This window comes from Streptomyces tibetensis (genome assembly GCF_040647715.1).
In the GTDB taxonomy this organism is placed as follows: domain Bacteria; phylum Actinomycetota; class Actinomycetes; order Streptomycetales; family Streptomycetaceae; genus Streptomyces; species Streptomyces tibetensis_A.
On sequence record NZ_JBEZCR010000003.1, the window covers coordinates 106,123 to 125,039 of the forward strand.

18 protein-coding genes and 1 pseudogene are annotated in these 18,917 nt (G+C 69.8%); 9 read left to right on the top strand and 10 right to left on the bottom strand.

What is annotated here, in order from left to right; translation table 11 throughout:
- Window positions 1-56: 56 nt before the first annotated feature.
- A pseudogene (locus AB0B29_RS09090) lies at window positions 57-1,042 on the bottom strand (tyrosine-type recombinase/integrase); the annotation flags it as partial.
- 388 nt (window positions 1,043-1,430) lie between these two features.
- On the opposite strand from AB0B29_RS09090, the gene AB0B29_RS09095 reads away from it, so the two are divergent.
- Window positions 1,431-2,435 carry a pentapeptide repeat-containing protein gene (locus AB0B29_RS09095; protein WP_362236003.1) on the top strand — a complete coding sequence of 335 codons (1,005 nt, stop codon included), beginning with the start codon at window positions 1,431-1,433 and terminating at the stop codon, window positions 2,433-2,435.
- A gap of 261 nt (window positions 2,436-2,696) precedes the next feature.
- On the opposite strand, the gene AB0B29_RS09100 is transcribed toward AB0B29_RS09095, so the two are convergent.
- Window positions 2,697-3,254, bottom strand: a complete 558-nt coding sequence (locus AB0B29_RS09100) for a hypothetical protein (protein WP_362236005.1) — start codon at window positions 3,252-3,254, stop codon at window positions 2,697-2,699.
- Window positions 3,255-3,714: 460 nt separating this feature from the next.
- Here AB0B29_RS09100 and AB0B29_RS09105 point away from each other — a divergent pair, with 460 nt between their 5' ends.
- Window positions 3,715-4,419, top strand: coding sequence for a hypothetical protein (locus AB0B29_RS09105; RefSeq protein WP_362236007.1), 705 nt, complete (start codon window positions 3,715-3,717; stop codon window positions 4,417-4,419).
- A gap of 310 nt (window positions 4,420-4,729) precedes the next feature.
- Here the strand turns inward: AB0B29_RS09105 and AB0B29_RS09110 are convergent, their stop codons facing one another.
- Together AB0B29_RS09110 and AB0B29_RS09115 are read right to left on the bottom strand one after the other, a co-directional pair.
- Complete coding sequence (locus AB0B29_RS09110) at window positions 4,730-4,939, bottom strand: hypothetical protein (protein WP_362236009.1); 210 nt, start codon at window positions 4,937-4,939, stop codon at window positions 4,730-4,732.
- Between the two features lie 59 nt (window positions 4,940-4,998).
- On the bottom strand, window positions 4,999-5,274 hold the full coding sequence (locus tag AB0B29_RS09115; RefSeq protein WP_362236012.1) for a ribosomal protein L7/L12: 276 nt from the start codon (window positions 5,272-5,274) through the stop codon (window positions 4,999-5,001).
- Window positions 5,275-5,524: 250 nt separating this feature from the next.
- On the opposite strand from AB0B29_RS09115, the gene AB0B29_RS09120 reads away from it, so the two are divergent.
- Both AB0B29_RS09120 and AB0B29_RS09125 read left to right on the top strand, forming a co-directional pair.
- Window positions 5,525-6,883, top strand: a complete 1,359-nt coding sequence (locus AB0B29_RS09120) for a lipase family protein (protein ID WP_436845811.1) — start codon at window positions 5,525-5,527, stop codon at window positions 6,881-6,883.
- A gap of 357 nt (window positions 6,884-7,240) precedes the next feature.
- Entirely contained in the window at window positions 7,241-7,465 is a 225-nt protein-coding gene (locus AB0B29_RS09125) for a helix-turn-helix domain-containing protein (RefSeq protein WP_362236014.1), read from the top strand.
- Window positions 7,466-7,930: 465 nt separating this feature from the next.
- Here AB0B29_RS09125 and cdgB read toward each other — a convergent pair whose 3' ends face one another.
- Complete coding sequence (gene cdgB / locus AB0B29_RS09130; RefSeq protein WP_436845828.1) at window positions 7,931-9,511, bottom strand: diguanylate cyclase CdgB; 1,581 nt, start codon at window positions 9,509-9,511, stop codon at window positions 7,931-7,933.
- A gap of 1,841 nt (window positions 9,512-11,352) precedes the next feature.
- On the opposite strand from cdgB, the gene AB0B29_RS09135 reads away from it, so the two are divergent.
- Window positions 11,353-11,553, top strand: coding sequence for a hypothetical protein (locus AB0B29_RS09135; protein WP_362236017.1), 201 nt, complete (start codon window positions 11,353-11,355; stop codon window positions 11,551-11,553).
- A 72-nt stretch (window positions 11,554-11,625) separates the two neighbouring features.
- Here AB0B29_RS09135 and AB0B29_RS09140 read toward each other — a convergent pair whose 3' ends face one another.
- Entirely contained in the window at window positions 11,626-12,471 is an 846-nt protein-coding gene (locus tag AB0B29_RS09140; protein WP_362236019.1) for a hypothetical protein, read from the bottom strand.
- A gap of 326 nt (window positions 12,472-12,797) precedes the next feature.
- Between AB0B29_RS09140 and AB0B29_RS09145 the strand changes: the two genes are divergently transcribed.
- Together AB0B29_RS09145 and AB0B29_RS09150 are read left to right on the top strand one after the other, a co-directional pair.
- A complete protein-coding gene (locus AB0B29_RS09145) occupies window positions 12,798-13,220 on the top strand; it encodes a YciI family protein (protein ID WP_362236022.1) in 423 nt (140 codons plus the stop codon).
- Complete coding sequence (locus AB0B29_RS09150; protein WP_362236024.1) at window positions 13,213-14,397, top strand: RNA polymerase sigma factor; 1,185 nt, start codon at window positions 13,213-13,215, stop codon at window positions 14,395-14,397. The genes AB0B29_RS09145 and AB0B29_RS09150 overlap by 8 nt, the downstream gene beginning before the upstream one ends.
- 98 nt (window positions 14,398-14,495) lie before the next feature.
- On the opposite strand, the gene AB0B29_RS09155 is transcribed toward AB0B29_RS09150, so the two are convergent.
- The 3 genes from AB0B29_RS09155 to phoU all read right to left on the bottom strand — a co-directional run bounded on the left by AB0B29_RS09155 (window position 14,496) and on the right by phoU (window position 15,888).
- Window positions 14,496-14,747 carry an SCO4226 family nickel-binding protein gene (locus AB0B29_RS09155; RefSeq protein WP_053670838.1) on the bottom strand — a complete coding sequence of 84 codons (252 nt, stop codon included), beginning with the start codon at window positions 14,745-14,747 and terminating at the stop codon, window positions 14,496-14,498.
- Window positions 14,748-14,875: 128 nt separating this feature from the next.
- Window positions 14,876-15,031 (bottom strand): hypothetical protein, encoded by a 156-nt coding sequence (locus AB0B29_RS09160; RefSeq protein WP_167345925.1) that lies wholly within the window; start codon window positions 15,029-15,031, stop codon window positions 14,876-14,878.
- 155 nt (window positions 15,032-15,186) lie between these two features.
- Window positions 15,187-15,888: a phosphate signaling complex protein PhoU gene (phoU, locus tag AB0B29_RS09165; protein WP_362236027.1), complete on the bottom strand. Its 702-nt coding sequence runs from the start codon at window positions 15,886-15,888 to the stop codon at window positions 15,187-15,189.
- A gap of 246 nt (window positions 15,889-16,134) precedes the next feature.
- Between phoU and AB0B29_RS09170 the strand changes: the two genes are divergently transcribed.
- A complete protein-coding gene (locus tag AB0B29_RS09170) occupies window positions 16,135-17,421 on the top strand; it encodes a sensor histidine kinase (protein WP_362236029.1) in 1,287 nt (428 codons plus the stop codon).
- A complete protein-coding gene (locus AB0B29_RS09175) occupies window positions 17,418-18,098 on the top strand; it encodes a response regulator transcription factor (protein ID WP_030243122.1) in 681 nt (226 codons plus the stop codon). The genes AB0B29_RS09170 and AB0B29_RS09175 overlap by 4 nt, the downstream gene beginning before the upstream one ends.
- A 94-nt stretch (window positions 18,099-18,192) precedes the next feature.
- On the opposite strand, the gene AB0B29_RS09180 is transcribed toward AB0B29_RS09175, so the two are convergent.
- Window positions 18,193-18,879, bottom strand: coding sequence for a DUF461 domain-containing protein (locus AB0B29_RS09180; protein WP_362236032.1), 687 nt, complete (start codon window positions 18,877-18,879; stop codon window positions 18,193-18,195).
- Window positions 18,880-18,917 lie beyond the last annotated feature (38 nt).

Genomic DNA, 18,917 nt, shown 5'->3' on the forward strand with positions numbered 1-18,917 from the left:
TCCGGCCCTGACCACGGCTACACCGTCTGCTATGAGCAGTCCGTCCCGTTGATAACTCACCCAACTGACCACGGCAGGCGAGCACGAGCACGGTTGCGCGAAACCATGACGGCGGCGACCGCCCTGCGGGTGCGCTCCTGGCTGGAGGGCATCAGGTGCGCGTACACGCGAAGTGTCAGACCTGGGTCCGAGTGGCCGAGGTACTCGGCCAGGGCCTTGATGTTCTCCCCGGCGTCCAGGAGCACTGAGGCGTGAAGTGCCGGAGGGCGTGCATGCCGTTCTCGCGGGACTCGGCGTAGGACTCGCCTGGCTTCCGCTCAGGGATCACTCCGGCCGAGGCGAGCGCCCTCTTCCACACTTCCTCGTTGAGGGACGTCCGCCAGACATGACGGCCACGCGGGCCGGCGAAGATCAGCCGCTTGGTCACCGGAGGCCCGTCCGCCACCTTCCACGGCAAGGTGATCTCCACCGGCGGGAACCGCTTCATGTGGTCCCGGAGGGCATCAGCGACCGGACCGGGCAGCGGCACGTCCCGCAGCTTGCCACCCTTGGGTGGAGCGAACACGGGCTTGCTGCGGCTCAGCTTGAGCTGCTGGACCACGTGGAGCGTGCCCGCCACGAAGTCGCGTCGACGGCGATGCCAAGGATCTCCCCCTGGCTGGAGACCGCAGCCGCCGCCCAGGTCGACCATGGCTTGGTACCGCTCGGGCATGCCGGCCTGGACGGCGAAGACCCGCTCTGCCGTCCATGGGACGACTCGCTTGCTGTCCACGGTCGGCGGCCGGACCGAGCGAGCAGCACACGGGTTCCGGGGAAGATGCCCATCGTCCACGGCAGCGCTCAGAGCCGCCCGCACGTTGGAGTAGATCGTCCGAGCGTACGAGCCACGGACGCCGTTCTCTTGGAGCTGCCTCACCCAGTCACGGATGTGAGCAGGCTGGAAGGAGCCGAGCGGACGCGACCCCAGGTACGGGAACGCGTGCAGCCGAAGCTGCGACTCCATCGACGCCTGAGTGTTCGGATCGGGTGCGTGAGTCACCCAGTTCGCGCGCCTGGTCGTTCGACTGACGGACCGTAGTGGCGGGCTTTCCCCGGCTGAGGCTGTGACGGACCACGACGAAAGCTCCGACCGTCAGCCGAACTAGGCGCTACGCGGCCTCTGCCTGCTCCGTGTGCGAGGCCGCGCGGAGTGTCTCACTGCGGGACACCACAACACCCAACCGGGAATCTGCAACCGCACCAAGCCTGAAGGTTGTCTAGCAGGCATGACCCTGTTGTCTGACTTGGCCCAGAGGCGGTCTGCCCTGGCGCAGAGACGAAGGAGCGCTCGCCGGCGAAAGAGCGCTTTGCGGACAGGTCCCGCGCTGGACCGACGCCGGGAGCGCGTCAGGAGAGCCGCCCGTCTTCGACGACGAGGGCTGGTTGCCCTGATGGCGATAGGAGGCCTCGCAGTTGTGGTCGGCCTCCCATGGCTTATCTGGCGCGGCCCCTATGTCCTGGATGCCAAGTACATCGATCGCAGAGCTCTCGGTGAAGGATCAGCAGCCCTCGTCACCGGTCTGCGTACCGCTCTGGTCGCAGTCGTGGCTGCTCTCGGTGCCGGCATCGCCCTGCTCTACACCGCTCGCACCTACCGTCTCACCCGGCGCGGGCAGATCACCGACCGCTTCACCAAAGCCCTTGAACGGCTGGGCTCCCCCGAAATCTACGTCCGTATCGGTGGCATCCTCGCCCTCGAGCAGATCGTGCAGGACGCCCCCGAACAGGCAGCCACCGACGCTGCCGAGGTCCTCGGCCACTTCATCCGCCACCGGGCTCCTAGAGCCCGACGTCAAGACGACCCCGACCCTCCCAGTCTCCCCAATGAACTGGAGGCAGACGTACAGGCAGCGCTCACCGCACTCACCCGAGCGGAGTCACGCACCCACGTCGACCCCCGCCAACAGCTCGATTTGCGTGGGCTTCACCTCGCTGGTGCACATTTGAAGGCCGCAGATCTCACCTACGCCGACCTGCGCATGGCGGACCTGACGGGGGCCCACTTGACCGGCGCGACGTTGACGGAGGCCACTCTGATCAGGACAACTCTGGCGAAGGCGAGACTTTTCGAGGCGACATTGACGAGGGCTGACCTGGCCTACGCCACGTTGACGGACGCCAATCTGCGAAGGGCGGAATTGACGGAGGCCTACCTGGTACAGGCAAGGCTGGCAGGGGCCAAGTTCGGCAAGGCGACGTTGACGGAGGCTGTCCTGAAGGGTGCGACTCTGACGAAGGCCGCCCTGCCCGGGGCAACCTTGACGGGGGCCGACCTGTCCGGGGCTGACCTCTCCGGAGCAATCCTTACGGGGGCCGACCTGTCCAGGGCAGTTACGACAGACATCGTGACTGACAAGCGCACGAAGATGCCAGAGGGGTGGGCCCCTGAGGCATAGCGGTGGCGGATGGCGGTCAGGATCGGACGAAGAGGCCGCCGTGCCACAGCCGTGCCAGATACAGGGGTCAGCAGCGGTCAATAAGGGTGGCTGGGGATGAGCCCGTGCCCGCCAGCTCGGTCCGCGAAGCGGCAGGTCACCGACCCGATGGCCCAGCCTCGCTCCTGACGCGGGTGTCGCAAGGTTGTACCGCGAACAAGGTGGACGTCGAGGGCGACCAGGGCCAGGCACACGTACGAGGACACCGCCTGAAGCCCCGAGCTAGCTGCACGAGTCGCAGACACCCGTTGAAGGAAGCTGCACAAAGCATTTGCCGCAGACTTGTGGAGGCTTCTCGGTACGTTGGCGGCGACGCTCGATGGCAGCCTGATACTTGGGCGCAAGGGCAGGCACACCACCTCCAGCTGGCAAGGTCGCCCCAAAGTGGCGGTAGCAGTTCAGGCGGGCGCCAGCAGCGTGCTGTTCACGCTCCAGCACATCTTCTACAGGTGGTTCTCCAGCAACCTCCAAGACCTCCTTGTAACCGTCGCCCACCATGCCGTCGTCACTGCGAACGACTAGAGCGGTCAGCGGAGGATCTCCACGGCGATGCGCTGCCCGGACCACCCTGCCAAGGACGGAACCGATCCAGTTGTGCAGGAGAGCCTTGGTGCGAATCCCGGTCCTCTGCTGGATCTCCTCTGCAAGCTCCTTGTAGGTGATGACAGCGTGATAGCTGCGCGCCACGTCCGCGAGGACCACGTACGCCTCTCTCGCCCAGGCTTCACGGGCCTCTTGCGCCGTGGGCAAGGTGTTGTCCGGTCCCACGCTCAAACTCACGGTGTCTCATCTCCCCCGGCCCGCGATGGGGTCTCCGCGGTGCCCCTAGCCCATCCTTCCCCAACCTCCTGTCGAAGCACCAGTAATCGCCGCCAAGCCTCAACAATGCCGAGCAGTTGAATCAGGGCGTGCGTGCCACTTTCGTGCCAGATCGTGCGGGGAACCACGGGGAACAGCGGAGGCTGGCCACAGGTTCGGCCAGGGCTCCAACACCGATTCGCCGCAGGTCAGCGCAGCAACTGCCGCTAGAAAACCCGAGCTTCCCAAGCTGAGGTCCGAGTGCCTGTATGCACAGTTCGTTGGCGCCGTCCCAGGTTCAGCACATCTGACACCTCGCGGAACGCGGGGCGGCACTATGCATCACGTGTCATTAGAAGGAGTAGTAGCCGTAACGACGGTTGTTACAGCGTTCATTACCGTCCCAGCCACCCTGGTCGCCGCGAACTGGACCAGGCGAAGCATGGACAGAGCTGCTGATGCCGCAGTAGCCGTTGGACTTGGCCAGTCCGAGGCTGCGGTGCAGGCCGCTCGGCTCCAGGGTCGTGCTGGTCGCGAGCATGCGCTGGAGAGTGAGCGTCGCGTCGCGTACACGCAGTTTCTACGCGCAGCAGACCTCTTCGTGCGAACGGTGCGAGAGTTACCAGCCATTCCCCACGAGTCTCGCAAGGACCTACTAGATCAGAAGGTCACCGGAGTAGTTGAGGCCCAGGCAGGTGTTGCCGTACTGGGGCCGCCGGCCATCACGGCCCGAGCGCGGGAGGTACTGAAGCAGAGCCTGGAGCTGGAGAAGTTGGCAGTGCGGAGAGCTGTGCTTCGATCAGCGGTCAGCGCTTTGGAGCACCACTGGTGCCCGCGTGATGCAGAGAATTGCGAAGACCCGCACCATGGTTCGGCGTTCGTCGCCTGGGATCTCCTCGCTCGATGGGGGAGCCTAGAAGACGAGGACAGGTGGGCGCAGCTTGATTTCCTGCAGTTCGTGCTGCAGGAAAGTCACGCCCTCACCATGGAGCAGATAGACCAGGTGCTTGATGTGGCCAATTCCGTGGTCTGTTGGGACCTCATGATGGGCGGATGGCTCCGTGATCCGTTGCTTGAGCGGTTTCAAACGCTTCGTGATGAGTTCGCCGATGCCGCCTGCGGCTCCCTCGGAAGCCCTGTCATCTAGGCCAGCGAAGCACAGCGAGACGGACTAACGGCCCGGAGCGAGGACGACCTCGGTCCGGGCCGTCTCGGGGCCGTCCGAGGCCGCTCAGCAGTGGCCAACAACGACCAACGACGACCATCCGGACGTCCGGAACCACTGCCCTGACCAGCAAAAACCCAGCTCACCAAGATCCCCGACAAGACCCAGGGCAAGAAGAAGTAACTCGACGCGATCAAGCCCCCGGACCTGCGGTTTCTGCGGGCCGGGGGCCTCTTGATGTCGCACCTCGTTCGTGGTCGGCGGTCCTCGGGCTGCTTGTGCGCCGGTGCCCTTACGAGTAGAAGCCCCTCCAGTACTCGTCATGACCGCATGTGAAGTCGCCTGGGCGCTCCGCCCTGAGTACCTCGTACCTGGCGACAAAGACCTTCAGAGCCTCGTGGAGCGAGCAGCCCAGATGCTCGCGGAGGGTCTTGATGCCCAGGATGGTCTGGTTGCTGAGGATCTGCTCGTCGGCGATGTCGACTGTGGCGTCATCGGTCATGGTTGCGATCGAATCCGAAAGTCGGCTCACCGGGCAACCACGTTTGCTGCGCCCGGCACCTAGGACCAGTACGGGTCCGGCTCCTGCTGTTCCCTCGCCTCTGCGTGGGCTCCCGCATCACGGAGGGCCGAGACGGCTGCTGCCGCGTCTTCCTCGGGTACGTGGTCGAGGACGACGACGGGTGCCCGCGTCACCAGAACCTTGCTGCGCCAGAGGCTCAGTCCCGTCAGCCGGCGCACGACCTGGACGACGTCCGTCACGCGTGCACCGGGGTCGGTCAGCAGCACGTCATGGGGTGTCTCGTCGCACATCAGCCAGATGTACTCGTCCGCCATGTCTCCCCCGTCTCGCTTCCGGTGCGGAGCGTACGAGCGTTCAGTCGTCATGTCGCGCCGTTTCCAGGGGCGTTGAAGACAGTGACCACCGCTTGCGCGCTCGCTTCGCACCGTCCCCCGTACTCCTGGGAAGTGCCATGACCTTGCTCCGGCAAACAGTTACCCGAACGTAACTCGGGCGGGCGTTACCAGGGGTAACTACCAGTGCTAGTTTTTCGCGCAATCACCGCAGCAGCGCGAGGAGTGAGCTGTGAGCCGTTACCGAAGCCGTCCGCGTTCCACCTCCAACCGTCTGGCCGCCGCAGCGCTCGCCACCGTGGCCTGCCTCTGCGTCGGCGCCGGCACGGCCGACGCCACCGTGACCGACACCGCACCCGTCGTGTCCCGGGGGGTCGACATCCCGGCCTTCTACACCCCGCCCGCCCAACTGCCCGCGGCAAACGGTGCGTTGATCCGCCAGGAGCCCCTCCCCCTCGGGGTGTCGCTGCCCGGCCTCGACGGCCGCCCCCTGCCGGGCACCGCCACCCGGCTGATGTACAAGTCCACCGACTCCGACGGCCGGGCCGTCGCGGTGACCGGCGCCTACATCGAGCCGTCGGCGGCATGGAAGGGCGGCGGGGCCCGCCCGCTGGTGGCGGTGGCCTCGGGGACCATGGGGCAGGGCGACCAGTGCGCGCCCTCGTACGCCCTGCAGCACCCGCTCACCGTCAACGGGCAGACGCTGTCCGTCGGCTACGACAATCTCGCGATCTACCGTCTCCTCGCCACCGGGGCGGCCGTCGTCGTCACCGACTACGTCGGCCTGGGCGCCACCGACCGTCTGCACACCTACGTCAACCGCGTGGACGAGGGGCATGCGGTACTGGACGCGGTCCGTGCGGCGCGCGCTCTGCCCGGCACGTCCCTCACCTCCGGCTCCCGCGTCGGCCTCTACGGATACAGCGAGGGCGGCGGTGCCACCGCGTCGGCGGCCGAACTCCAGGCTGCCTACGCGCCCGACGTCCACCTGGCCGGAACCTACGCGGGCGCGCCGCCCGCCGACCTGACCGCCACCATGAAGGGCATCGACGGCAGCGTCCTGGCCGCCGCCCTGGGCTGGGCGATCAACGGCTTCGTCCAGGCGTACCCCGACATGCGGGACGCCGCCGAGGCGAACCTCAACGACGCCGGGCGCAAGGCCCTCGCCGACACCTCGACCATGTGCATCGGCGAGGCGATGGTCCGCTACGGCTTCGCCCGGAGCAGCGCCTGGACGAAGAGCGGCAAGTCCGTCGCCGAGATCATCGCTGCCGATCCGCGATCCCAGGCCGTCCTCGACGAGCAGCGCATCGGGACGCTCGAGCCGGCCGGTCCGGTCCGGGTGGCCACCGGCGTCCAGGACGACATCGTCCCGCACGCCCAGGCCCGCCAACTGGCCGTGGACTGGTGCCGCAAGGGCGGCGACGTCACCTACACGGCCGTCGACCTGCCCAACCTCGGCGACAAGATCCTCACCAACCACCTCGCTCCGCTCGTCACCGACCAGGGAACCGCGATCTCCTGGCTCACCGACCGGCTTGAGGGCAAGCCGGCCACGTCCAACTGCCGGACGATGCCCTTCCAGCGCTGACCGAGCCGCCCCCAGCGGCCCCGCCCGCCGTTACGGAGCCACCAGTCGCCGCAGTTCAGGAGCCGGTGGAGTCCGACGGCGGGCGGGGGCTGCCGAAGCCGTGTTCCGAGAGGTCGAACCGGTTGCCCAACAGCTACGACGCAGCGGCCTGCCGCCACGCCCCCGAGGCGAGTGCTCGATGAGCAGGAGCTTGCGCAGTGACGTACGGATGCGCGAAAGGACTCCGCGGCGCGGCGCGGCGGTGCGGGTGCAGACACGACTCCAGGCGAGCTGGCACACCCTCGCACACCCTCGCGCTGAGGAGTTGCAGGTGGGGCCATACTTTTGGCCCTGGCTGACGCGAACCGGCGTCGGGTCGTGGCCGAACTGGCCGAACGGCCGGATGAAGAGCGCCTGTGCGCTTCCTTCGACCTGCCGGTGGGCAAGTCCAGTCGCACCCGTCACTGGCGAGTGCTGCGCGAGGCGGGCCTGGTGTACCAACGCGACGCCGGGAACGGCCTGTACATGCGCCTTCGCAAGGAGGACCTGGACCGCCGATTCCCGGGCCTGATCCAGGCCGTGATCGCCGCAGGCCAACCGTAGGAAACGATGTCTTAGTCGTCCACCACCTCTATCCACCACCGCTATTTCACGTTGTGCGCGAAGAAGCCGTGGGGGCAGTGGCCGCATCTACCGTTGTCGCCTTGGGTCCATCCCTCGCACGCGCTGCAGGCCAGGCAGTTGAGTACGTCCGTGAAACCCGCGCCCTCCAGGCGGGATACGGCCGTCCTGTGGACCTCGTCCAGCTGAGGTTCCAGCCTTGCGATGTCCTCTGCGTTCTGTTCGAACGCTTGCTCCTGTGTGTCGGTCAAGTGCTGACTGAGCGCCATTGTCTTCCCTCTTTTCCTCGTTTCAGTCGATAAGTCACGCATTCACCCTTTCGATTGTCTCGCAAGCCGGGCGGGGAAGCATCCGCCCGCAACGGCCAGTTCGACGTCAACTATTTCCTCGGCGAAACGGAAAAGGGTCAACAATGCCGCTCACCCCCCGGCGCCCCGGCCACCGTCCTCACGACGCGAACCCCCGTGCCGCGCGCAGGACGTCGCCGGGAGCCGTTCCGCACTGGGCCCACGCGATGCCGACCCCCGCGTGCATGCGCACCGTCTGGTCGCCCAGGGGGATGGGCAGATGGATCCGGGACTGCATCCAGACCGCGGCGGTATGCGCGTCGGCCGGGCCCAGGCCGTCGGCCAGGACGACGAACTCGTCACCGCCGTACCGCGCGACCGTGTCGCCGTCGCGTACGGCCTGACCGAGGCGTCGGGCGACCTCGACGAGGACGCCGTCCCCCGCGTCGTGCCCGAAACGGGTGTTGATCGCCTTGAAGTCACGGAGGGCGAAGAACAACACGGCCAGACCGTGCGTGTTGCCGTCGCCCAAGGGGGCCCGGACATGGGTGTGGTGCGCCGCGGTCGCGACGGCGTGGCCGGGGTAGAGGTCGTCGGCCCCCTCCACGCCATCGGACCCCTCCACGCCATCGGCCCACACCACGGCATCGGACCCCACCACGGCATCGGACCGCCCCGGATGTGCGCAGAGCCGGGCGTCGATGCGGGCGTGCAGCTCGGAGGAGTTCGGCAGGCCGGTGAGATCGTCGTGCGAGGCACGGTGGGCGAGGACGAACTCGCGTCGCTTGCGTTCCTCGATGTCCTCGACGTGCGTGAGGAGGAAACGCGGGCCGTCGGCGGCTTCCGCGACCACGCTGTTGCGCAGCGAGACCCACAGGTACGTCCCGTCGCGGCGCCCGAGGCGCAGTTCCGCGCGCCCGCCCTCGGCGTTGGTGCGGAGCAGCACCTCCAGGTCCTCGGGGTGGACGAGGTCCGAGAACGAGTAGCGGCGCATGGCGGAGGCCGGGCGGCCGAGCATGCGGCACAGCGCGTCGTTCGCCCGGAGGACGCGGCCGTGCTGGTCACCGCCCATCTCGGCGATGGCCATACCGCTGGGCGCGTACTCGAAGGCCTGCCGGAAGGACTCCTCGCTGGCCCGCAGCGTCTGCTGCTCCCTGTCCAGCCTGACCAGTGCGCGTTGCATGTTCGCGCGCAGTCGTGCGTTGCTGATCGCGATGGCGGCCTGAAGGGCGTATTCCTCCAGGTCCCTGCGTTCGTCCGGCCTGGGACGGCGGCGGGTGAGGGGGTGGTCCACGGAGATCACGCCGATCAGCTCACCGTGGGAGGCACCGGAAGCGCTCGGGGCGTACATGGGGGCGAAGAGGCGGTCGGAGGGGTGCCACTCGTCCTCGAAGCGAGGGGCGGGGCCTTCGGTGTGAAACTGCGGGACGTCGTCGTCGTCGAGGACCCAGCCCTCGGTGTGCGGTATGAACACCAGGTCGCCCCAGTGCTCGCCCATGTTCAGCCTGCGCTCCCAGGACTCGCGTGAGCCGACCCGGCCGGTGATGAGGGCCTCGGCGGCGGGGTTGCCCGCCAAGGAGGCGACCACGAGATCGCCGTCCGGGCGGACGAGGTTGACGCACGCCAGCTCGTAGCCGAGACCGGTCACGACTCCGTCGGCGACGACCTGCAGGGTGTCCGCGAGACTGCGCGCGAGGTGGAGACCCTGGACCGCGGCCTGCAGATTGTGGCTCTTGTCGATGGCGAGCGCGCTGCGGGTGGCGAACTCGGTGGCGACCGACAGGTCGGCGTCCTGGAAGGCCCGCTCGGCGGCGTGGCGCACGAGGACCGCCGTGCCGATGATCCGCCTGCGACCGTGCAGGGGCACGAGGACGGTGTGGCCCCCGCCGGGTGTCTCGTGTCCCGCGCCGAGCAGTTCCGGCAGCGCGGCCTCACCGACCGGCGAGTCGCCACCGACCGGCAGCGCCCCGTTCAGTACGTCGAAGAGCGCGCTGCCGGGGCGTACCTCACACCGCGCGGCACCCCCGCCGGCGTGGAGCGGGTGCACCTGTTGCAGCCGCAGCACCAGCGGGCCGACGTGTTCTTCGTCGCTCCTTGGGATCGGGTCGCGCAGGTAGACCATGACCGCGTCGGCGACGGTGGGGACGACGGCCCGGCACAGCCGCTTCACGATGTCCTCCGGGTCCCGGCCCCGGGTGATCCGGTGGGCCGCCTCGGAGATGTCGCCCTCGGGGTCGGCGGCCGGGGACCGCGGGGATTCGAGCGCGGGGAAGGACGTCTCCTGGCTGGTCGGCGGGTTGTCCGGGGTTGTTCCGGACAACCCGCCGACCGGTCCGGAGGGCTGTCCCCCCGGGGGCTGCCCGGCCTGCCCCGGCACGGGGAGGCCCGCTTCCCCCGGAGCGGCCGAGGGAAGCGAGGCGGTCGAGGACGACCAGTAACCCACCTCGTCGGCGGCCTGCTGAACGGCCTCGTGCTCCTCGTCGAGAACGGCGCGTGCCTTGTCCAGCGCACGGTCCACGTCGTCGAGCGCGGCGTCGTCGCGGCTGAGCGTGTGCAGTTCGGGCTGGGCCAGCGGCGGCGTCGCCTCCTGGGTCCCGGAGGGCCCGTCCTCCCCCATGCGGAGCCGCAACTCGGCGAGTTCCGCCTCCAGTTGCTGGATACGGCGTGCCGCGTGGTCGGCGACCTGCTGGGCGATGCCCCGCTCCCGCTCGGCGCGAACCAGCTGTTCGCGCAGGTCCGTCTCCTGCCGTTGCGCCCGTGAGAGAAGCTCCATCACCCCCTGGCCGTCGCTGAGTTCGACCGTCACCGACTCCAGGGCGTCGAGCCGGCGCCGCAGTTCGGCGACCTTCGCCTGGGCCTGTCCGAGCATGACGAACAACAACGTGGCGATCGACAGGGCCTGTTGCCGCCCGTGTTCGCCGGCCTCGTAGGCCTGCCGGGCGCGCTGCATCTCCTGGAGGACCTCGATGGTGCGGTCCTTGGCCTCCAGTAACTCCCGAGCGGGCACCAGCTCCTGCGCCTCCGCGACCGCCGTGGGGTTCGCGCCGGCCCTGTCCCACAGCGCCCTCGCCTCCCCGAGGCGTCGCCGGGCGAGATCGGCCGGTTCGTGGGGGAAACACACGTCGGCCACGGCCTCGACCAGGTCCCACTCCAGCGATTCGCCGGCCAGCCGGTCACGTAACCGGCGTAACTCGGGCACGGTCCCGGCGACGAAGTGCTCGGGAGTGAGCCGTGCGTGCAACTCCTTCACGGACACCGCCGATTCGTCGAGCCAGGACCGCACTACCGCGACCAGCTGGTTGATCTCGACGCACGAGCCCCGGGCCTGTCCCCACGGCCGCCCCGCCCGCTTCCTCTCGCCGGCCACTCTTCCTCCCCCGATTTGTTCGCCGGACAACCCCCTGTTGTCACCGGAGAAACATCCAACCGTCCCACCTGCGGTTCCGCCCGGGGATCGTCGTAATTCCCCACGCACACCACACGACGTTCCCCACGCGACGCTCCCCGTCGACACCACGCGACGTTCGCCTCGACACCACACGACAGTCCCCATCGAGACCACACGACCCAGGCGGTGCCTTCATGAACCACACCTTCCCGGCGTTCCTGCTCCTCGCGCTGGCGGTGGCCGTCCTCTTCTCCGTCGTCGCCGCGGCGATCGCCTTCGCCCTCGCCCGCTGGGAGGGAGCCGCGGTGCCGACGGCCCTGTCCCGCTGCGGCGTGGCCTTCGCCGCGAGCCTCACCCTGTGCCTGGCGGTCTTCGCTGCGTTCGACCGGACGTAACAGACGTAATGGGCGAGAGGGGAGGGCAGGCCGACGACGGGACTCGCCTGCCCCGTCGGCCCTCTCCCCGGTTCACGGGCGTTCGCCGAACTGGAGAAGGCCGCCCACCGAGAAGCACACGGCGCCGAGGAGGGTGCCCCAGTTGGCGACACCGGCGCTGGCGAGGCCGGCGGTCGCGGGGCGGGTGTAGGCGGCGAGTGCGGAGACCATGAAGAGGACGGAGCCGAGCTGGTTCACGGCGACGATCGACCAGCCGAGACCGCGGAAGCCCAGGCAGAGCCGCGGGCCGTGGCAGATCTCGACGAAGGCGAGGTGGCCGGAGATCAGGAACAGCAGGCAGCCGATCACGTCCGGGACCCAGATCAGCCGGTTGGTCTGCTGGACGCTCAGCCCCTGGAGGAAGGAGTCCAGCAGGTCGACGCCGAACACCAGCGTGCCGGCGAAGAGGACGAACGTGCTCAGCCAGTCCACCCGCGTCGGCTCGTAACTCCACCAGCGCCAGTGGCGGGTGACGAGGCGGCCCTCACCCCCGGGGATGTGGCGTGGCGCGTTGACGGCCTGGAGCAGCGAGACGTAGCCGCCGGTGGTGAAGAACAGCCCGCCGGTGAAGTAGATCGAGGCGCAGGTGGTGGCGTCGCCGGAGCCGAACTGGGCGACACCGGCGCCGGCCGCGAAGAGCAGGCCGCCGATGACGAAGGCGGTCGCGGCGATGGCGTTGAGACGGCGAAGGCGGCCGAGCGCGAGATCGTCGGCGCTGGTGTGCCGGCCGGCCGGTGCGTCGGCCGGCCGGACCGCGAGGATGCCGCGCCGCCGGGCGAGGCGGGACTCCCATACGGCGGTGCCGCCGCCGGGGAGGTGCCAGGTGAGCCGGGTGGTGAACGGCCCCGCGCCTTCGGCACGCTGCTCGGCGGCTGTCACGCCGGCGAGGCGGCGGCGATACGACCCGGGTCTGTGGTCCGTCCGGAGCCGCGCGGTGTGTCGCTCATGGCATTCCCCGGGTCGCTGGGCGGGTGGGGCACTCGATCGCGCCCCTGAACAGGCATCGACTCTGCCAGAGCGGATTACGCATCTCGATCATTTCGGGCATCGGATCGACGGCCGCGTCGGGCAGTGAGCATCCCGGCCGGACCCCTCGGAGAAGCTGCCGGAAAAAAACTTCGGCGGCGATGTCGAGAACCCGCGTCCGGCTCCGTCCCCGGGGTGCAAGCGGCCAAGATGGGCCGCACCGTAGGAGGAGAACCACCATGGCGAAGTACCTGCTTCTCAAGCACTACCGAGGCGCCCCGTCACCGGTCAACGACGTGCCGATGGACCAGTGGACGCCGGAGGAGATCTCGGCCCACATCCAGTACATGAACGACTTCGCGGCGCGGCTGGAGAAGACCGGCGAGTTCGTCGACGGCCAGGCGCTCGCCCCCGAGGGGGCGTGGGTCCGGTACGACGGTGAGGGGCGTCCGCCGGTCACCGACGGGCCGTTCGCCGAGACCAAGGACCTCATCGCCGGCTGGATGATCATCGACGTCGACGACTACGACCGTGCCGTCGAGCTGGCCGGGGAACTGTCGGCGGCCCCCGGTGCGGGCGGGAAGCCGATCCACGAGTGGTTGGAGGTGCGCCCGTTCCTGACCGCCCCGCCCACCATCCCGGAGTGCTCCGTCCATGGATGAGGTACTGCTCCGCAGCCTCACCCCCGGCGTGCTCACGATCCTCGTCCGCCGCGGAGCCGACTTCGCGGCGGCCGAGGACGCCGTGCAGGAGGCGCTGATCGAGGCCCTCCGCGTCTGGCCGGCCGACCCTTCCCCGAGCTCCCGGCCCGCCTCGAGCGGGGGAGACCCCGTTCGGGACCCGAAGGGCTGGCTGGTCACCGTGGCCTGGCGCAAGTTCCTCGACCAGGCGCGGGCGGACAGCGCCCGCCGCCGGCGTGAGGACCTCGTCGAGGAGGAACCGGCGCCCGGACCCGCGTCCGACGTGGACGACACGCTCCAGCTGTACTTCCTGTGCGCCCACCCGTCGCTGACCCCGTCGTCCGCGGTCGCGCTCACCCTGCGCGCCGTCGGCGGGCTCACCACCCGGCAGATCGCCCAGGCCTACCTGGTGCCGGAGGCGACCATGGCGCAGCGCATCAGCCGCGCCAAGCGCACCGTCTCGGGCACACGGTTCGACCAGCCCGGCGACGTCGCGACCGTGCTGCGCGTGCTCTACCTCGTGTTCAACGAGGGCTACTCCGGCGACCTCGACCTGGCCGCCGAGGCCATCCGGCTCACCCGGCAGCTCGCCGCCGTGATCGACCACCCCGAGGTGTCGGGGCTGCTCGCGCTCATGCTGCTCCACCACGCCCGGCGGGCGGGGCGTACCGGGCCCGACGGCGCTCTGGTGCCGCTCGCCGAGCAGGACCGCGGCCGATGGGACACGCGTCTGATCGCCGAGGGCGTCCGGATCCTCCAGGCGGCACTCGCCCGCGACCGGCTGGGCGAGTTCCAGGCCCAGGCCGCCATCGCGGCGCTGCACGCCGACGCGCCCACCGCCGAGGAGACCGACTGGGTGCAGATCGTGGAGTGGTACGACGAGCTGGCGCGCCTCACCGACAGCCCGGTCGTCCGGCTCAACCGGGCGGTGGCCGTGGGCGAGGCCGACGGACCGCGCGCCGGTCTCGCGGCGCTCACCGCGCTGGACGACTCGCTGCCCCGCCACGACGCGGTGGCGGCTTATCTCCACGAACGCGACGGCGATGCGGAAACGGCGGCCCGGCTGTACGCAGAGGCGGCCCGCAAGGCCACCGACCTCGCCGAACGCGACTACCTCACCCGCCAGGCGGCCCGCCTCAACACCGGCCGACGCCGCTGACGGGCCGCTTCCCGCGGCACGCGACGCCGCTGACGGGCCGTGTCCCGCGGCACCCGGCGGGCGGGGAACGCGACGCCGGGAACCGCGGGCCGGGCAGGTCACCGCACCGTCAACGGCACGGGGTGCACCTCGTCCGCCTTGTGCCCGGCGCGCTCGTGAATGCGCTGGACCGCTTCGGCCGAGGGGGCCTCGGAGAGGCAGTAGACGTGGCCGGACTCCGGATCCGCCCAGGCCATCTCGAAGTGGACCTGCTCGTCCTTCTCTATCGCGAGGTCCGCGTTGTGGGCTTCACGCAGCTGCTCCTCCGTGATGCCCTCCATGCCGCGATGGACATCCATGAACTTGGGCATGCCTCGCGCCTCCTTCCTTGCCTACCTCTCATGCTCCGCCCGTACGGCCACCCGGGCGACCCCACGACGAGGGGCCCCGACGACACCGCCGGGGCCCCACAGGTCGTACGGAGAACGAAGTGTCGGCGTCAGCCGCACTGGCAGGGGCTGCCCGACTGACACCCGCAGCCGCAGCCCGAGCCGCAGCCGCACGCGGCGATCAGGGGCAGGCTCCTGATCTCGGCGGGCTGCTCGGTCTCACGCTGCCGGGCGGGGTCGGGCGTGGTGCTGGGGGATTCGGCCATGGGTCCCTCCTCGAGGCTGGTGCCTGTGCCCATTGGATGCCCGCCCCGCTGGGCGCATCAACGGCGCACTGAGGCGCCCCCGCGCCCCCGTCGGCCCCGACCCCCGCTCGCAGACGGCCTCAACCGGACACCCGGACCCGCCCCGGCCGCACCCGTCAGGCGCTCTCCGCCCCCGGGGCCGCCTGGATCTCCGGCTGCACGTCCGCCTGGAGCTCGTCCGCGTGCTCGCCCGTCACCAGGTAGACCACGCGCTTGGCGACCGACACCGCGTGGTCGGCGAACCGCTCGTAATAGCGGCCGAGCAGCGTGACGTCCACGGCCGTCTCGATGCCGTGCTTCCAGCGGTCGTCCATCAGGTGCTGGAAGAGCGTGCGGTGCAGCAGGTCCATCTCGTCGTCGTCCTGCTCCAGCTGGAGCGCCAGGTCGACGTCCTTGGTGATGATCACCTCGGCGGCCTTCGCCATCAGGCGCTGCGCGAGCTGGCCCATCTCCAGGATGGTGGCGTGCAGGTCGCTCGGTACCGCACGGTCCGGGTAGCGCAGGCGCGCGAGCTTCGCCACGTGCTGGGCGAGGTCGCCCGAGCGCTCCAGGTCGGCCGACATCCGCAGCGACGTGACGACGATGCGCAGGTCCGTCGCCACCGGCTGCTGCCGCGCCAGCAGGGCTATGGCCCGGGCCTCCAGCTCGTGCTGGAGCTCGTCGACCCGCTGGTCGGCCTCGATGACGTTCTCGGCGAGCTTCAGGTCGGAGTCGAGCATGGCGGTCGTGGCGCGCCCGATCGCCGACCCGACCAGCCGGGCCATCTCCACCAGGCTGTCGCCGATCGAGTCAAGTTCCTCGTGGTACGCGTCCCGCATCAGGCTTTCCCTCTCGTGCGTCTCAGTCGGGGGTCCAAGGGCCGGGGCCCACCGGACGACCGGCGGTACGACCGTCGTATGACCGGCGGTCCGAACCCCACGCTCCCACGTTCCGCCCCGTACGCGTCCGTTTCCGGCATCCCAAATGAACCAACACTGGCTCCAAGGTGAACTCTGGGCGACGAGTGTTCGAGCTCGCACCCCGACGGCTGTGGAGGGCGCCCGAGCCATGCCTAACCTGGGTGCATGGACGTGAACGCGGCGGTCGCCGCAGCGGCAGCGATCGCCGGGGTACTCACCGGTGTCATCGCCATGCTGGCGTTCCGCTTCAGCGAGCGCGAGCAGAAGCGCCCCACCCGCAGCTCCCTGCACACCGACGCGGTGCTCCCGCCGGGCGTGGACACGGTCCTGTCGGTCCTCAGGTCCTCCGCCGTCGTCCTCGACGAGGCGGACGCCGTGGTCAAGGCCAGCTCGGCGGCGTACGCCCTCGGCCTGGTCCGCGGCGGCAAGCTCGCCGTCGAGCCGATGCTGCAGATGGCCCGGGACACCCGGCGGGACGGCGAGATACGGCAGGTCGAGCTGGACCTGCCACGGCGCGGCACCGGACGCGGAGAGGCCCTGGCCGTCTCCGCGCGGGTCGCGCCGCTCGGTTCCCGGCTGGTGCTGCTGCTCGTGGAGGACCTGACCGAGGCCCGCCGCATCGAAGCGGTCCGCCGCGACTTCGTCGCCAACGTGAGCCACGAGCTGAAGACGCCGGTCGGAGCCCTCTCGCTGCTCTCCGAAGCCGTGATGGACGCCTCCGACGACCCCGAGGCCGTCCAGCGGTTCGCCGGGCGCATGCAGATCGAGGCCACCCGGCTGACCAGCCTGGTGCAGGAGCTCATCGACCTCTCGCGCGTGCAGAACGACGACCCGCTGGAGGACGCCGAGCCGGTCCGCGTCGACGAGCTGGTCGCAGAGGCCATCGACCGCTGCCGGCACCAGGCCGGCACCAAACAGATCACCATGGCCGCGGGAGGCACCGCCGACCTGCGCGTCTGGGGAAACCGCGGTCAGCTCGCCGCGGCACTCGGCAACCTCGTCGAGAACGCCGTCAACTACTCACCCGCCCGCACCCGTGTCGGCATCGCGGCCCGCAGTGTGAACGCCCCCGGCGGGGACCACATCGAGATCGCCGTCACCGACCAGGGCATCGGCATCTCCGACAAGGACAAGGAGCGCATCTTCGAGCGCTTCTACCGCGTCGACCCGGCCCGCTCCCGTGCCACCGGCGGCACCGGACTCGGGCTGGCCATCGTGAAGCACGTGGCCGCCTCGCACGGCGGGGAGGTCACGGTGTGGAGCGCCGAAGGCCAGGGCTCCACCTTCACTCTGCGGCTGCCGGAGGCCGGTGCGGCCCGCGGCGCACATCAGCCCGCCCGAGAGACACGCGCAGGAGGCGCGGGCCTCGACGAGGAGGCCGGGCGGTCCACCTCTCAATCCCCCGAATCGAACGCGTACGAAACGCTTCCCGCCCCGGAGGTCCTTCCGTGACCCGAGTGCTCGTCGTCGAGGACGAGGAGTCCTTCTCCGACGCCCTGTCGTACATGCTCCGCAAGGAGGGCTTCGAGGTCGCCGTCGCGACCACCGGGCCCGACGGACTCGACGAGTTCGAGCGCAACGGCGCCGACCTCGTCCTCCTCGACCTGATGCTGCCCGGCCTGCCGGGCACCGAGGTGTGCCGTCAGCTGCGCGGCCGCTCCAACGTCCCCGTCATCATGGTGACCGCCAAGGACAGTGAGATCGACAAGGTCGTCGGGCTGGAGATAGGAGCCGACGACTACGTCACCAAGCCGTTCTCCTCGCGCGAGCTGGTCGCGCGGATCCGTGCCGTGCTGCGCCGCCGCGGCGAGCCCGAGGAGGTCACCCCGGCGGCCCTGGAGGCCGGTCCGGTCCGCATGGACGTCGACCGGCACGTGGTCACCGTCGGCGGCACCAAGATCGACCTGCCGCTCAAGGAGTTCGACCTGCTGGAGATGCTGCTGCGCAACGCCGGCCGCGTCCTGACCCGCATGCAGCTCATCGACCGCGTCTGGGGCGCCGACTACGTCGGTGACACCAAGACCCTCGACGTCCACGTCAAGCGCCTGCGCGCCAAGATCGAGCCGGACCCGGGTGCCCCGCGCTACCTGGTGACGGTTCGCGGTCTCGGCTACAAGTTCGAGCCGTAGACCGGCCGCGTACGACGGCGACACGAACGACAGGAACGACACGAAGGGCGGGTCCTCTCCCGGGAGAGGACCCGCCCTTCGTGTCGCGCTCTGCTCAGTGCCCGGCTTCGGCGCTCGCGGAGGCCGCGTCGGTCGGCGTGCCGGAAGCCTGGTGGCCACCGGGCGTCTCACCGCCCGCGGGGGCGCCCGACTCACCCTCGGCGGGGGAACCGGACGGCGAGCCCGACGGCGAAGCGGACGGGGACGACGAGGCGCCCGGCGCGGCCGGCACCTCGCTCGGGCCCCACTCCTTGAAGTAGTGCTCGGCGGGGACGACGAACGCCTGCAGGCTCACGGCACCCGTCTTGCTGAAGGTGAAGGTGACCTTCTGGGCGTTGCCGTCCTGCACGGCCTCACGGCTGCTCGGCAGCATCGCCGTGGCGTTGTCCTTGCCGCCCAGGACCAGCGAACCGCCGGGCGGGATGCTGAGGCTTGCGCCCTTGGCGGGCTTGAGCTCGGCGGTCTTGCCGGTGCCGGGCAGGGTGATGGACTCCAGCGTCTCGGCGGTCCTGCCGGAGTTGAAGAAGGTCGCGGAGATCGCGGCGGGGCCGGTCGACTCGAGGTCGGGCTGCGTGATGACGATCGCGTTCTGGACCTTGATGTCACCGACGCTGGTCGCCGCGTTGTCCGGCTTGATCTCCAGCGTCTGGGCGTCGTTGCCGGCGCCGCACGCGGCGAGCGAGGCGATCGAGAACGCGATGGCGGCCGCGGCGAGGGTGCCGCGTCGAAGGCTGCTGCTCACGGCGGCGGCAACTCCTTGACTCGAGCGGAGCGGCCGAT